The sequence below is a fragment of the Rothia sp. HMSC065B04 genome (genome assembly GCF_001812285.1).
Classification (GTDB): domain Bacteria; phylum Actinomycetota; class Actinomycetes; order Actinomycetales; family Micrococcaceae; genus Rothia; species Rothia mucilaginosa.
On sequence record NZ_KV808406.1, the window covers coordinates 691,729 to 707,008 of the forward strand.

Below are 15,280 nucleotides of genomic sequence, written 5' to 3' on the forward strand. Positions count from 1 at the left end.
TGGCTTCTCGAAACACATGTGGCTTCTCGCCGTTTATGATTGTTCTTCGCTGACTGGCTTGTACCCGAGGGAGGTACACACAACGTTGCCGTTGGTGAAGTATTCCGCGAGCTTTTCGCGGTCGGCGGGGGAGCGCAGGTCCGCCCAGCGTTCCTGCTCCAGGTAGAACGCAACCTGGGAGGTGAGGCAGACGACCCGCTCATCGTGTACCGCCACAATGTGCCTGCGCAGCCACGGCATACGCTTGGCAAGGTTCGGCGGGATTCTGGACGGCACCTTGATTTCTATCTGCCACTGCGAGGGCTCGTAGAAGGTCGGCTTGATCTGTTCGGGGTTCTTCGGGAAGACGCAGAACTCCTCAATATCGGTGTATCTGTACTTCTTCGCGGGTAGGAAAAGCCGCCCGACGTAGAACGAGTCGGGGTTGAATAGCAGGAACCGCCTCATGTGAACCCACCGAGTTACCGCAGTTACGGTGGTAACAATTGCCAGCGTTATGGAAGCTCCACCAATGGGCATTGGCTGGACACCTAGAACTGTCCAACCGACAAGCGAATAGAAGAAGACGATGAGAGCCACAACCAACACAAAGTGGGCTTCAACGTAGAAATCATTCTTTGCCCGAACCGGTTTAGCTTGAGGATGAGCCCCATTCGGCACAGCAAAAAGGTTGAGACGCATCAATGCTGCGCTATAGATTTGAGGCAACCCGGCTGTCATGTCATCCGTATCGATGCTTCGGGCTTTGCGCCAGGTGCGGCGACCTGAACGTGCACCCACGAACACCATGTAGAACGGCAACAACAGAGCCGGTAGCAGAATGCCATTATGGGCAATATCTGTGTACAGACGAAAGATGGACCGTGCGACAAGGCATGCCCACACATACATGAGCACGTGGAACCAAGCCTCAATCGAGGAGATACCGTATACGCTATCGATTTCTTTGCGGGCACGGGTGAGGTTAGAGCGCAGTTTATGTTTTGGTAGCGGGTTACCCTCCAGGGAACGACGTTCGGCATACCTCATTGCATTGTTGATGGGGGAGCCGTAACGGGCGATGTAGAGCTCCTTCGCCTTTTCCGTGCTGATTGTTGCGGGGTGAGTGATAGCGGGTACTATGCATAACCCTATGTAAACGATAAAGGCGATGAGCCATATGTAGCGCAACGGCTCTAGGGGTATCCCAAAAGCGCTTAGCTCCATGAATTGTCCTCTCTACGGGTATCGGTGATGATGTGTCTACGATGCTGAGAAGCCACATGAGTTTCGAAAAGCAACATAAAACGTGGCTTCTCGAAACACATGTGGCTTCTCGCGGTATAAGAACGGTATAAGAGCAGTCCGCCTACTTGTACTGCGCCTTCTGGAAGGACGCGCGGCGTGCCGCTTCCTCCGCATGCTTACCGGCAGGCTTGTATCCCATGGTCGTGCAGATGACGCGGCCGTCCACGAAGTACTTCGCCAACATTTCACGATCCGCCGGAGAATCCAGCTGCGCCCAGCGTCCCTGCTCAATGTCGAACGCAATCTGCGCCACCAAACAATCAATCTGGTGCTCATTCAGCGAATAGTCGTGCTTGCGGCCGCCGGGAAGCAGAATCTCCAGCGTCCACTGGCTCGCATCCTTCGGGTTCAGCTTGATAGCGTCCGGGTTCTTCGGGTACACACGGAATGCGCGAACATCCGAGTAGGGGCGGGACTTCGCCGGAAGGAGCAGACGCCCAGCCTGGAACGAATCCGGGTTGTACAGCACGTAATCGCGGCTACGCATCAGCAATATGATAATCAGCAGAACGCCCGCCGCCAGCAAGAACCAGGATGCGTGACCGATATAGATCGCTTCCCAATCCTCGTCAATGCTCCAGCCCGCCAACGAAACCAGGAAGACCGAGGCGAGCAGGAACGCAATACCGCCGAGGATCCAGTAGGCGGTGCGGTCGTCACGGATCGGCTCTACACCCGGCACCGTGCCGCGCACACGGAACGGTGCGCTCAGCTTACCCAGCGTCGCCGAGTAGATGCGCGGCATGCCCAGCACACGGTCGTCCTTGCTGTATCCGCGAACTGCACGCCACTGACGGCGGCCAATACGCGCACCCAGGTACACCATGAGGAACGGCAGAATCAGCGCCGGTAGTACAACACCGTCGTACACGATATCCCAGTACAGGGTGAAGATAGAGACCGCCACAATCCAGCCCCACAGGTACATGACCACGTGGAACCAGCCGCTAAACACGCCGGCGCCCTCAATAGAATCCAGCTTCTTCTTCGCCTTCTTCGTGGCGCTACCCTTGCGGGAGGAGCTCAGCGGCGCACCCATCGCGGTGCGTTCCGCGGTGGCGCGGCGCGCCTCATCAACGGGCGAGCCGGACACCTCAAGGTACAGTTCGGCTGCCTTCTCCTTCTTGATGGGCACCGGGTAGGCGATATCCACCAGCAGGCACAAGCCCAGGTACACCATGAAGGCGATCAGCCACACGTCGCGTAGCTGCTCCATAGGCAGTCCCAGAGCGCTCAGATCCATGAGCGGCTCACCTCCTTACGTCTCTCAAACTCCTACGCGGATGCGGCAGCAGCTGCGGCAGCCGGAAGAGCCGAGATGATACGGTCCATCGCCTCATCGTCGTGGGCGGCAGAAACGAACCACGCTTCGAACGCGCTCGGCGGCAGGTACACGCCGGATTCGAGCATGGAGTGGAAGAAGGCGTTGTAGCGGCTGGTTGCCGAGGCCTTGATGTCGGCGTAGTTGTGCACGCCCTCCTGAGAGGTGCCGAACGCGACCGAGAAGAGGTTACCGGCGCTCTGGATGGAGTGGTCCACACCGGCGGCGTTGAACGCCTCGGTCAGAGCCTGCTGCAGCTGGGCGCTATGCGAATCCAGGTGCGCGTAGACGGCGGCATCAGCCAAAGTCAGGGTTGTAATACCCGCCGCAACCGACAGCGGGTTACCGGAGAGGGTACCCGCCTGGTAGACGGGGCCGACCGGTGCCAGGTACTCCATGACCTCACGCTTACCGGCCAGCGCCGCGATGGGCATACCGCCACCAATGACCTTGCCGAACGTGAAAATATCGGGAACCCAGCCGCCATCCTCAGGAGCCGCGTAACCCCAGTAACCAGCCGAAGACACACGGAAACCGGTCAGCACCTCATCAAAAATGACGAGCGCACCATTCGCGTGAGCAATCTCGTGCAGGCCACGGTTGAAACCGGGTTCGGGGGTAACCACACCCATGTTGCAGGGCGCCGCCTCAGTAATAATTGCGGCAATCTGACCCTCGTGGTTCGCGAACGCCTCACGTACAGCGTCCAGGTCGTTATAGGGCAGAACGATGGTCTCTGCGGCGGTTGCGGCAGTCACGCCAGCAGAACCCGGCAACGCCAGGGTAGCCACGCCCGAACCAGCCTCAGAGAGCAGCGCATCCACGTGACCGTGGTAGCAGCCCGCGAACTTAATAATCTTGTCGCGACCGGTCACACCACGCGCCAGACGAATCGCAGTCATGGTCGCCTCAGTACCGGTCGACACCATACGCACCTGATCAATAGCGCCGGGAATCGCCGCGTTAATACGGTTGACCACCAGCTCAGCCAGCTCAGCCTCCGGCGCGCTCGCCGCACCAAAGGACAGGCCGCGCTCAGCCGCCTGCTGAACCGCCTCAACAACCTGAGGATGCGCATGACCCAGAATCGACGGGCCCCACGAGCAGACCAGGTCAACGTACTCGTTGCCGTCCGCATCGTACAGGTACGCGCCCTTAGCCTTCGCGGCAAACGCGGGGGTGCCGCCCACAGAATTGAAAGCACGCACCGGGGAATTCACGCCGCCGGGAATCACCGCGCGAGAACGCTCAAACAGCTTCTCGCTGGCTTCGTGGTGCAGCGGGTGGGTAGAGGAAGGAGTCATCGTATCGGTGCCTTTCAACAGAGACGGCGAACTAAAGAATTACAAGGGACGATGCGCACCAGGCAACGGAGCCCGCACGCCACTAGCGTCCCGTACCTAACCATCATAGGCGCTACAGATGAACCGCAGGTGACAAGCACCTGAACGTACCGAAAGGTGACGATAAAACACAACAGACAAGTTAGGGAACAGAGAGGACGCGCAACGCGCTAACGCAGGTGCCGGTCGGTATCCAGGCGGTTCAGAACCTGGGTGTCCTGATCGAACAGCCAGTTCTTGTCGAAGATTAGACGCACGAAGGCCAGGCCCATACCCAACGCCATGAAAATCAGCAGGGACTGCACGAAACCGCTTGCCGCCGAGTACATGTCACCGCTAGCAAAATGCGACATCGAACGGTAGAACGGAACACCCGGAACCATCGTCACCACCGCCGGAACCGACAGGGAAATACGGGTGTACTTGCGCTGATGCAGCGGCGCCACAATCTCAGCCAAAATACCCACACCAAACACGGCAATCGTCGCCGCCATATGCGCGGGCATACCAGCCTCAACCATGTGAATACGGATGGGGTTCGCCACCGCAGCAATCACGCCACCCCACACGCACGCCACTGGGGAAGCGGCAAAAAGCATCGCGAAGCCAGCCGCCGCAACACCCGAGGAAAGCACCTGCAACACCAAATACAGGGTCGGATCCAGGTTAAGAGGCGCAGGAGCCGCCAACGGCAGGTGGAAGAGCGAACCCAAAACCCACACCGCAAACGACGCACTCAGCAACAACAAACCCACATAGGTTAGACGCGAAATACCCGCCAAAAAGTCCATGCGGGAAATATCGAGCATGCCCGTCACCATGGGGAAACCGGGCACCAAGAACAGTACCGACGAAATAAAACCAATCATATGGTTCGGGCTAATCCAACCCGCCGCGACCAGCACATTAACAAGCGCAATGTACAGGCCCGCCGCCAGGAAGCCGCACGCCATCCACGTTGCCAAATGGCTCACCCCGCGCTTGAGCAGAGTCGAACGCAAAAACTGGCCGGCACCCGCCGCGAAGAACACCACCGTGCACTCCACCAGACCGCCACGGTTTAGGAACGCGAACCCGGCACACGCCACCGCCGACGCCAGCGCCAACATCCAGCGGGTGTACAGAGGCTTCGCCGAATCAATAAGGTCAAGCTCGGCGTTCGCCTCCGCAGGGGTGATCTTTTCAGGAAGCTCAGAAATGAACTTACCCAACTGATCCAGCTTATGAGCGTTAATGCCCATCGTGCGCTGCTCAGCGACCTCGGTACGGAAATTACCGTCAGTGTACGAAGAAGTCGAAATCTCGGTGAAGGTCACCTGCGCGTGATGCTCCTTCAACCCCACAGCCTTCGCCAAACGCGCCATCGACGCCTTAATACGGTATGCGCTCGCACCCGACTTCATCAGGATGCGGCCCAGGCGGAGCACCACCTGCGACTGCGCCACCAGGTGCTCATGAGCCAGACGGGTAGACCCCAGATAAATACTGCGCGTATTAGTGTCAGGGTACGGCTCGGTAGTGCGGGGCTGATCATCCATGAGAGGCCTTCCGGGTCGTGCTATTCACGTGCTATACGTGTAGGTGCGGTTACCTTCTAGCATAGGGGAGAAGCCCAAGCGGGGATAGTGTCAGCCCGTCAGTAAAGGCGGATGCGACGGGCACGCTGAGCGCAGACGGGAGGGGCTGCGGGGTGCTTATATTCGGGGCAGGTTTAGCGGATCAGGTTTAGCGGCGCAGTTTTATCGGCGCACCGGCCAGCGGCCGTCAATAACCTCGGATTCCTTACCCGGCTGCGTGCGCAACCACGCCTGGAAGCTCGCCGCCTGCTCCGCCGCCCACTGAATCTGCTGCTCGTGCAGCTGGCGCGCATCCACGTTGAGGACCTCGGGGAACTGCTCGGTCAGCTTCACCAGCAGACGCTCCGCCGCCAGAGCATCATCTGCGGAGGTGTGCGCATTCTCCAGGGAGACACCGTACTCGGCGGCGAGAACCTCCAGGGTGCGCTTGCCGCGCTTACGCGGAATCACATGCTTATGCAGAACATACGGGTCGAGCACCACACCCGGCGGCAGCTCGCCGTTGGCAATATTGTGGCGCAGCATCTCATGGTGTAGCACCGAAAAATCGTAGGCAGCATTGAACGCAATAATCGGCACACCATCAATATTGAGCGCACCAATAGCGCCGGCAAGCTCCCACACGACCTCGCGGGCGGGACGGCCATGCTCACGCGCGTACTTGGTCGTAATACCGTGCACAGCGGCGGCACCGGCAGGAATCTCAACGCCGGGGTCAGCAAGCCACTCGCCACGGCGCACCACATTACCCTGAGCGTCCAGCAGGATCAGGGAAGCAGTCACGATGCGGGCGGTGGTGACGTCCACACCGGTGGTTTCAAGGTCAAAAGTGGCGCGCAGGCCGTTCATCCAGGTCATGCTATAAGACTAACCCAGCAGAGAAGGAGGCGCGCGCCCGGTCGTCACTTAGAAGCGTATAAGCTGCCGAAGAGCAGTAATGACCGACAGCGGAGGTGAACCCGCCGCCCACCCGATAGACTGAAACCATGACAACCCAACTTCTCACCGGCATCCCCGGAACCGGTAAAACCCACCACCTCACCGAACGCGCCCTGCGCTACCTCGCCGACGGGAACGACCCCGCCCGGCTACTCATCCTCGCACCCACCCGCACCGCCGCAACCCGCATGCGAGACACCATCGCCGCCTCCAGCGACCGCAGCCTCTCCGTAGCACCCACCCGCGCCTGGGCCGCATACGCCTTCGACCTGCTCAAACGAGCCCAAACCCGCGGGCTGCTCAGCGGCGTAGAAGGCAACCTCAAACTCCTCTCCGGCCCCGAACAAGACGTCATCATCGGCGAACTACTCGCCAACCACGCCGCCGGCATCGCACCCGGCCCCACCTGGCCCGACGTCCTCCGCGACGCCCTACCCACCCGCGGCTTCCGCCACGAAATCCGCGACTTCTTCGACCGCATGGCAGAATACGACCTCACCGCCGACGACGTACACCGCCTCGCCAACGAACACAACCAGCCCGCCTGGCACGCCCTCGCACAGCTTCACACCGAATACCGCGCCGTGCGAGCCCTCCGCGCCAAAAACGCCTACGACCCGGCAGTACTCATCAACGACGCCTGCCGGCTGCTACTGCGCGCCCCCGAATTCCTCGCCGAAGAACGCCGCCGCTACGACCTGATCCTTATCGACGACGTGCAGGAACTCAGCCCCTCCATCTACCGACTGCTACGCCTCATCGCCGCAGAAGAACCGCCCACAGACGCCGCGCACCTGACCGAAACCCACCCCGACCTCTTCGCTGAAGGCCCCCAGGTTGTCATGACCTACAGCGACGAAGCCGTGGTCCAGGGCTTCCGAGGCGCCCGCCCAGACCTCGTCACCACCCTGCAGGCAAGCTTCCCCAGCATGCGCACCCGCACGCTCACCACCTCGTACCGCCTGCCCGCACTCATGATGCCGCTCGTGGCGGATATTCGCCGCCGCCTGCCGCGCTACACCCGGTTCGTGCCGCTCACCGCAGAGCAGGAGGGCGCGAAGGATGGCGTAAAGACCGGCGCGCCCGCAACCTTCGGACGCATCAACACCACCCCCGCCGACGAAGCCCTCACCTGGGGCGCCACCGACGAACCGCTACTGCACCTGGGCGCCGACGGCAAAATCCTCGACCCCGCACACTACCGCACCGCACCCGCCGGTGTGTATAAGTATGCGCTCGCCAGCTCCCAGGACGAGGCGAACCTCATCGCCCAAATGCTGCTCGAAGAACGCATCTACGGCAACCACCCCTACCGCGAGTCCGCCATCATCGTGCGTAACGGTGCGGACGTGGCGCGCATCCGCCGCGTGCTCTCCTCGAACGGCATTCCGTCGCGCACCTCCGCGGCGCTCGTGCCGGTGCGTGACGAGCCCGCCGTGCGCCCCTTCCTCGACGCGCTCAGTCTGCTCGTCTACGCCCGCAAGCGTGGCGAGAAGGCGCTGAACCCCGCCGTGCACATGCCCGCTGGAGAAGGTACGGAGGCGAGGGAGCGACCCGGGTATGAGGCCCTCAGCGCCGCCGAAGCTGAAGAGCTCATGCGCCGAAGCCTCAACGACGTCATCGCCGAAGAAAGCCGCGCCAACCCCCTCGGCGGCGCGCAGAGCGCCATCACCCTGCTCACCTCCCGACTCGGCGGCGCATCCAGCATGGACGTGCGACGACTCCGCCAACAGCTGCGATCCATCGAACTGCAAAGCGGCGGTCACCGACCCAGTGACGACCTGCTCCTCGGTGCACTGCTACACCCCGAAACCCTCCCCGAAGAGGGCGTAGGACGCGCCGTGCACCGCATCGCAGCCGTGCTCTCCGCCGGACGTAAAGCACTCGCGCGCCCCGAATCCACCAGCACCGAAGTGCTCTGGGCGCTCTGGGAAGCCAGCGGCCTCGAAAAGACCTGGGTCACCCAGTCGCGCGGTGCAGGCCCCGACGCCGATGCAGCCCACCGAAACCTTGACGCCATGATCGGTCTCTTTGAAGCCGCTGACCGATTCGACGAGCAGATGCGCGGCGCCGGTGCCGAGCAGTTCCTCGACTTCATCGACGCGCAGGACCTGCCCATGGACACCCTCGCCGCCCGCGGCGTACGCCAAGACGCGGTCGAGATTCTCACCCCCGCGCTCGCAGCCGGTCAGTCCTGGCGCACCGTATATGTATGCGGCCTGCAGGAAGGCACCTGGCCCAACACCACCGTGCGCGGCTCCCTGCTGAGCACCGGCGACCTTGTGGATCTATGCGATGCGCGCCTCCGCCAGCGCGCACAGCAGACAGAACAACAGGCGGGGGAGAGCGAGCAGCCGGTGCCGCCCGCCCGCATCCGTAGCTATCCCGAACGCGTGCGCGACACTCGCCACGACGAGCTGCGCATGTTCGCAGTCGCCGCCACCCGAGCCAGCACCCGCCTTGTGCTCACCGCCGTACGCAACGACGATCAGGCACCCGGCGAGTTCTTCGACTTCGTGCTACCCACCGACGCGGTCGGCGACTCCACGGACGTGCCCATCACCCGTGTGCGCCGCCCCGCTACCCTGCGTTCCCTCGTGGCGGAGCTTCGCCGCACCCTCGTTGAGGAATCGATGAACGCGATGCGCGCCGAAGACGCCCAGCAGAAGGACACACAGCAGAACGGCGCACCGATGCACAGCGCACCGGAGGAAGAGGCCCTCACCCCGGAGGCGTCCGCCTACCGACTCGATGCCGCCTCCCGCACCCTGGCGCGCCTGGCGCACGCCCAGGCACCCGGTGCCGCCCCCGACGAATGGTGGGGCCTGCTGCCGCTTTCCAGCACGGAGCTGCTCTTTGCGCACCGCCCGGCAGACCACGCTGAGCTGGACGAAAACCACGGCGAAGAGCCTGCCGAAAACCCTGCAGAAAGCCCCGGTCGCCGCACCATTACGCTCTCGCCCTCGCGCCTGGAAACCATCCACAGCTCCCCGCTGGACTGGCTGGTTTCCGCCGCCCGTGCCGAGGCCCAAACCGACCTGTCCCGCTCGCTCGGCACGCTCGTTCACGCCATCGCCGAGGAGTACCCGACCGGCACCCTCGAAGAGCTCCAAACCGCCCTCGACGAGCGCATTAGCTCCCTCGGTGTGCCCGCCCGCAAGGAGGACGAAACCGACGAAGAGTACCGCGAGCGCGTGCCCTGGGAATCCTACGCCCTCTACGAGCGCGCCAAGCGCATGATTCTGCGCCTGAGCTACTACTACCGTCAGCACATGGGTGACGCTGGCTGGCAGAACCTCGGTGTTGAAGGCTCCTTCGCGGTGCGTGTGCCCGTGCCCTTCGACCCCGCCGGTGAGGTTGGCGAGCTGGATGCGCTGCTCAACGGTCGTGTGGACCGCCTCGAGGGTACCGCCCCGGCGGAGGACGGCACCCGCCGCTACGCCATTGTCGACTTGAAAACCGGCAAGTCTAAGCCGTCCGGGTCGGAGATGGAGACGCATCCGCAGCTTGCCGCCTACCAGATTGCGGTGGAGGCTGGCGCCGGTGCGCAGCTGGAGGAGCGTTACCGCGCCGAAGCCGCCGCCCTGGAGGCGGGCGAACCGCTACCGGATGCCCGCCCCCAGGAGCTGGAGTACACCGGCTACACGGGTCATTCCGCAGGCGCGGCGCTCGTGCAGTTGGGCGCCTCGGGCGTGAACGACGAGAGCAAGACTCGTCTGCAGGTTCAGCCGGCACTGACGGAGCACGATTCGTGGGCGGCTGAGCTGGTGCAGCACGCCGCGGAGCTGATTGCTGGCTCGCAGGTGCAGACTCGTCACCGTGAGGGCGGCTATGGGTGCCGTCTGCCGGAGATCTGCCCGATTTGTACGCGCGGCCGTCAGGTGACTCAGCCCTAGTAGCCGCGTACCCTACGTTTACTTTCGATATCACTCACCCCGAACCTCCCATGAGAATGATCCATGAGGAAGAGGAATCATGACTGACTCTGGCGCATATAGCGCTGATATGCAGAGCGCTACTAACCCCGGCGCTCACCCCGGTTCTGGCACCGGCATGCTCACCCCCGCCCAGTGGTGCGAGCACAATAACTGGCAACTGCCCAACGGCATGCTCTTCTCGGCTGAAGCCGCCGCGAACGACCCCGCGCTGAAGCCTGCCGACTACCGCAGTGCCCTCGATATTGCCGAGATGCTCAACGGCGCGGACGGTAAGAAGCCGACCCCCGAGCAGGTCCGCATGATTGAGGCGGGTCCCGCCCCGACCCTCGTCATTGCGGGCGCCGGTTCGGGTAAGACCGCGACCATGGTCGACCGCGTGATTTGGCTGGTCGATAACGGTTTTGTGCGCCCTGAAGAGGTGCTTGGCGTGACCTTTACCCGCAAGGCGGCAACCGAGTTGCGCAGCCGTATGCGCGCCGGTCTGAACACGCTGCGCCGTAGCCGCCGCGTCGCCCCGAGCGATGAGGAGCTACGTGAGGGCATCGCTGACCCGACCGTGCTCACCTACCACTCTTACGCGAATAACCTCGTCAAGGAGTACGGTCTGCGCCTGGGCGTGGAGCAGGACGCGCAGATGCTTGGCGATGCGCAGAAGTGGCAGCTTGCCGCGCAGATTGTGCAGTACTGGGAGGGGGAGCTTCCCCTCGATAAGGACGGCGTGCCGGTCTCTGCGGCGACCATGATTAACCAGATGCTGCAGCTTTCTGACGAGTGCGCGGAGCACCTGGTGGAGCCGCAACAGGTTATTGACTTCTGCACCGAGCAGTTGGCGGCGTACGCGGCGGTGCCCGAGCCTCGCCGTGAGACGAAGACTGAGAAGGACATCCTGAAGGTTCAGCGTCTGCTGCGTAACCGCCGAGTGTACGCGCGCATGGTGATGAGCTATGCCCGCGTGAAGGCGCGTATGCAGGTGCTGGATTTTGGTGACCTGATGCGTTTTGCCGCCCGCATTGCGGAGGCTGACCCGGCGATTCGCGAGGGTGAGCGTGCCCGCTTCAAGGTGGTTCTGCTGGACGAGTTCCAGGACACTTCGCACGCGCAGATGAGCTTGTTCTCCTCGATTTACGGTGCCGATGAGGCGGCGGGTATTCCGGCGCATCCGGTGATGGCTGTGGGTGACCCGAAGCAGTCGATTTACGGTTTCCGTGGCGCTTCGGACGGCCAGATGTTCAGCTTCTACCGTCATTTCCCAACCAAGCATGTGCGGCCGCTGTTCCTGTCCATTGCGTGGCGTAACGACATTTCGGTGCTGAACGCGGCGAACCATGTGGCGGAGAAGCTGAAGGAGGTTCCCGAGTGGGTGCGTGCCGCCGACGGCGATATTACCGCCGCTCAGGTTCCTGACCTGCGCCCGCGCTGCGCTCTGGTGGGGGAGCCGGGCTCACCCGCCTTTGAGCAGGCTGCCGCGGGCATGGTGGGGCGCGTTGATTTGACGTACCACGACTCTGACCGCGAGGAGGCTGTGGCTATCGCTGAGCGTATTGCGGCGATGCGTACCCAGGCGGTGCGCGAGTATGAGCGCGCCTACGCGGCGCATCGTTCCGGTGATGGTTCTGTGCATCCGCGTTTGAAGATGCCTGAGATTGCGGTGTTGGCGCGTGTGCACGGTCAGCTGGACCCGATTCGTGTGGAGTGCGAGCGTCTGGGTATTCCGGTGCAGCAGGTGGGTTTGGGCGGTTTGCTTTCCCAACCGGAGGTTGTGGATTTGGTGTCGGCGTTACGTGTGCTGGCTGATCCGAACCGTTCGGATGCTCTGGCGCGCCTGCTGACGGGTGCGCGTTGGCGTTTGGGCGCGGCGGATATGTTGGCGCTGGGTGATTGGGCTCAGTCGCTGGTGCGTGAGCGTGAGCGTGCCCTGCGCGAGCAGATGGCGTTGCGTATGCTCGCCGAGGCTGAAGACGCCGACGACGCTGCTGCTATCAACCTGCAGGCAGAGCACCTGCGCGCCGCCCAGGAGCGCCTGGACGAAACCCTCAAGGGCGCGGTGGAGGATTCCTCCGGCTACGCCTCCCTGATCGAGGCGGTGGAGAACCTACCGCAGGACGGCGCGGACGGCGAACCCCTCTACGGTGAGCAGTACCGTGGCCGCCGTTTCTCCCCGGCGGCGCTGGAGCGTCTGCGTGCTTTTGCTGAGCAAATGCGCGTGCTGCGTGCCGGTTTGAGTGAGGATTTGGGCACGCTTCTGTACGAGATTGAGCGGACCATGCTACTCGATATTGAGCTGGCGGTCCGCCCGGGTACCGACCCGCTGGGTTCACGCGCGAACCTGGACGCTTTCCACGAGGTGGCCGCCGCCTACGGCATGTCGGCGCCGCGTATTAACGCGATGATTTACGCCGGCTCTGACGGCGTGAGCGCGGAGGAGGGCGACCCGGGTGCGCGCCGCTTCCTGCTGTCTTCGGGCGGCGTGAGCTACGTGATGGGCTTCCTCGCGTGGCTTGAACGTGCCGATGACGAGGAGAAGGGCCTGGCGCTGGGCACCGTGGAGCCTGACCCGAACGCGGTACAGCTGATGACCATGCACGCCGCGAAAGGCCTGGAGTGGGATCATGTGCTTCTGCCGGGTCTGTGTGGTAGTGCGACCGGCGGGCAGACCCCGAACCTGTGGCAGATGTCGGCTAATACGGCTCTGCCCTGGCCGCTGCGTGGCGACCGCGAGTACCTTCCGTCGATTCTTGAGACCCCGGAGGAGATTACCGCCTTCGAGAAGGCGAAGGACCTGGAAGACTACCTGGCCGAGCATAAGGATGATGCCGCCGAGCATGCCGGCATGGAGGATCGCCGCCTCATGTACGTGGCGATGACCCGTGCCCGTAACCTGCTGGCGATGAGCGCCTACCGCTGGAAGAGCGCCGCTATGCTCCCCCTGCCGGTGCAGCCCTTCTGGGAGGAGCTGCTGAAGATGCTCTTCAACCCGTTCGTGGGTCTGGATGCGCCCTCTGTACGTTTCGAAGAGACAATGGATACCCCCTGGGCGGCACCGCAGCTGGTGGGTATGGGCCTGTCGTACACGATGCCGAACCCCGCCGATAAGCGCAAGAAGGTGCACCTGAACCATGTGCGCCGCTGGGCTGAGCAGCTGGCGGAGTCGAAGTACCGCCTGGCGGAGCCGGTGACCCTGGTGCACGGTACGGTCGTGGATCCCTCGAACCTGCCGCCCGCCCCCGATGAGGCGGCACTGCTGGAAGAGCTGGAACTCTACCCCGTAGACGCCGACGAGCTCACCCCCGTACAGGCGGAGGCGCGCGCGAATGCTCGGGCAACCTACGCCGAGCAGGTGCAACGCTACGCGTGGGCGCTGGTTGAGGCCATGGCTCCTGCCCTCGCGCAGGATTGGCAGCTGGCGGCTCCTTCCGTACGAGCACGCACGGTGGCGGAGAACTGTACCCGCCTGAACCTGCCGGTGCCCGAATGGATTATCGAAGCCACCGAGCGGGAGAAATGGCGTGAGGCGCAACCGCCTCAGCCCGGTTTCTCGCCGACGGTGGCGGCGGCGCTGCCGATTGAGGTGCGCGGCCAGTTCGCCCAGAAGAACTACGAGGACAGGAACCCGAACCTGGGTGCGGTGCTGACCGCCATGTGGCCTTTTGATCCGCTGGAGCGCCCCGTGATTTGGCGTTGGGCTTCTGACGATGCCCTCAACCGGGGCACGGAGGCGGTGCTTCGTCGCGGCCAGCATGAGCAACTGGAGCGTGAGATTGCGATTAACTCCTCGAGCCGTCGTGAGGCGGTGGAGCGCGCCGCCCTGGCGGTGGAGCTCGCCGTTGGCGCGGGGGAGGATGACCCGCAGCAGGGCGCGGAGGTCGTAGCGGGGGAGAGCGCAAACCACCCTGCATCCGCCGCACCCGCTACACACGGCGAGTCCGCCATTCCCGAATCCCTGCGCCAGCAGGCGGTGGACTGGGAACGCGAAGCCGACCTGCTACTGCTCATGATGGGCCAGACCGACCCGGTGCTGAGCGAGCAGCTGCCAGGGCACCTGTCCGCATCCACGTTCATTCGCCTAAGCGAGGACCCGCAGGGCACGGTGCATCAGCTGATGCGCCCGGTGCCGCAGCGTCCCTCGCGCGCGGCAACGATTGGTACGGCGGTGCACGCGCTAATTGAGGAGCACTTCGGGGTGGCGCCGAGCGCCGACCCGCTGGAGGCACCCGACGCGGAGGACACGGTGGGCGTTGACCTGCCTGCTTCTGCTGCTGCCTCCGCCTCCGCCGCGCCCGCTGAGCCTGCAGATCCCGCTGAGCTTGCAGATTCCTCTGGTTCTGCAGATCCTGCTGACCAGCAGGAACAGGACGAGTTCACCTTCGAGGACGACTTCGAGGAATCCGAGAGCGAACTGGACGCCTCCGTTCAGCGCCTCTGGGAGCGCTTCGCCAACAGTGAGTGGGGCAGCGACGAGTGGAAGGACCGCATCTGGGCGGTCGAATACCCGGTCGAAACCCACATCGAGGGCGTAAGCCTGCGCGGCCGTATCGACGCGGTGTTCCGCACCGAGGACGAGGGCGGCGAACGCTGGGTGCTGGTGGATTGGAAGAGCGGTTCCCGCCCGAAGATGTCGACCATGCAGTCTCGACGCTTCCAGCTGGGCCTGTACCGCATCGCGTTCTCCCGCATTATTGGCGTAGACCCGGAGCGTATCAGCACCGTGTTCGTGTACCTGGGCGGCAAGGGCGTTGCGGAGGTGTGGGACCACCAGATCCGCGGCGGCCTGCCCACGGAGGCGCAGCTGGCGAAGGTGATTCGTGAGGCGCGCAAGGGCTAAGCAACAAGGCTAAGCGGCAAGGCTAGGCGGCGGAGACATGCGCTCGCGCGTTA

The 15,280-nt window shown here is 63.3% G+C and carries 7 protein-coding genes; 2 read left to right on the forward strand and 5 right to left on the reverse strand.

The genetic code is table 11. The features are described from left to right. Positions 1 to 33: 33 nt before the first annotated feature. The 5 genes from HMPREF2845_RS02975 to HMPREF2845_RS02995 form a co-directional block, all read right to left on the reverse strand. The gene (locus tag HMPREF2845_RS02975) at positions 34 to 1,206 is read right to left on the reverse strand and encodes a transcriptional regulator (RefSeq protein ID WP_070633844.1); all 1,173 of its coding nucleotides are present in this window, start codon (positions 1,204 to 1,206) and stop codon (positions 34 to 36) included. A gap of 142 nt (positions 1,207 to 1,348) precedes the next feature. Next, the gene (locus HMPREF2845_RS02980; protein WP_070633845.1) at positions 1,349 to 2,530 is read right to left on the reverse strand and encodes a sugar dehydrogenase; all 1,182 of its coding nucleotides are present in this window, start codon (positions 2,528 to 2,530) and stop codon (positions 1,349 to 1,351) included. 32 nt (positions 2,531 to 2,562) lie between these two features. Continuing rightward, a complete protein-coding gene (gene hemL / locus HMPREF2845_RS02985) occupies positions 2,563 to 3,912 on the reverse strand; it encodes a glutamate-1-semialdehyde 2,1-aminomutase (protein WP_070633846.1) in 1,350 nt (449 codons plus the stop codon). Between the two features lie 209 nt (positions 3,913 to 4,121). Beyond that, positions 4,122 to 5,489, reverse strand: a complete 1,368-nt coding sequence (locus HMPREF2845_RS02990; RefSeq protein ID WP_049354247.1) for a threonine/serine exporter family protein — start codon at positions 5,487 to 5,489, stop codon at positions 4,122 to 4,124. 201 nt (positions 5,490 to 5,690) lie between these two features. Beyond that, positions 5,691 to 6,386: a 3'-5' exonuclease gene (locus HMPREF2845_RS02995; protein WP_049341874.1), complete on the reverse strand. Its 696-nt coding sequence runs from the start codon at positions 6,384 to 6,386 to the stop codon at positions 5,691 to 5,693. A gap of 128 nt (positions 6,387 to 6,514) precedes the next feature. Here HMPREF2845_RS02995 and HMPREF2845_RS03000 point away from each other — a divergent pair, with 128 nt between their 5' ends. Together HMPREF2845_RS03000 and HMPREF2845_RS03005 are read left to right on the forward strand one after the other, a co-directional pair. Beyond that, on the forward strand, positions 6,515 to 10,363 hold the full coding sequence (locus HMPREF2845_RS03000) for a UrvD/REP family ATP-dependent DNA helicase (protein ID WP_070633847.1): 3,849 nt from the start codon (positions 6,515 to 6,517) through the stop codon (positions 10,361 to 10,363). Between the two features lie 79 nt (positions 10,364 to 10,442). Then, positions 10,443 to 15,227 carry an ATP-dependent DNA helicase gene (locus HMPREF2845_RS03005; protein ID WP_070633848.1) on the forward strand — a complete coding sequence of 1,595 codons (4,785 nt, stop codon included), beginning with the start codon at positions 10,443 to 10,445 and terminating at the stop codon, positions 15,225 to 15,227. Positions 15,228 to 15,280 lie beyond the last annotated feature (53 nt).

Excerpts from the sequence above, each read along its gene's own strand:
- HMPREF2845_RS02975 (WP_070633844.1), bottom strand. The coding sequence starts at position 1,206 with ATGGAGCTAAGCGCTTTTGGGATACCCCTAGAGCCGTTGCGCTACATA.
- HMPREF2845_RS02980 (WP_070633845.1), bottom strand. The coding sequence starts at position 2,530 with ATGGATCTGAGCGCTCTGGGACTGCCTATGGAGCAGCTACGCGACGTG.
- hemL (WP_070633846.1), bottom strand. The coding sequence starts at position 3,912 with ATGACTCCTTCCTCTACCCACCCGCTGCACCACGAAGCCAGCGAGAAG.
- HMPREF2845_RS02990 (WP_049354247.1), bottom strand. The coding sequence starts at position 5,489 with ATGGATGATCAGCCCCGCACTACCGAGCCGTACCCTGACACTAATACG.
- HMPREF2845_RS02995 (WP_049341874.1), bottom strand. The coding sequence starts at position 6,386 with ATGACCTGGATGAACGGCCTGCGCGCCACTTTTGACCTTGAAACCACC.
- HMPREF2845_RS03000 (WP_070633847.1), top strand. The coding sequence starts at position 6,515 with ATGACAACCCAACTTCTCACCGGCATCCCCGGAACCGGTAAAACCCAC.
- HMPREF2845_RS03005 (WP_070633848.1), top strand. The coding sequence starts at position 10,443 with ATGACTGACTCTGGCGCATATAGCGCTGATATGCAGAGCGCTACTAAC.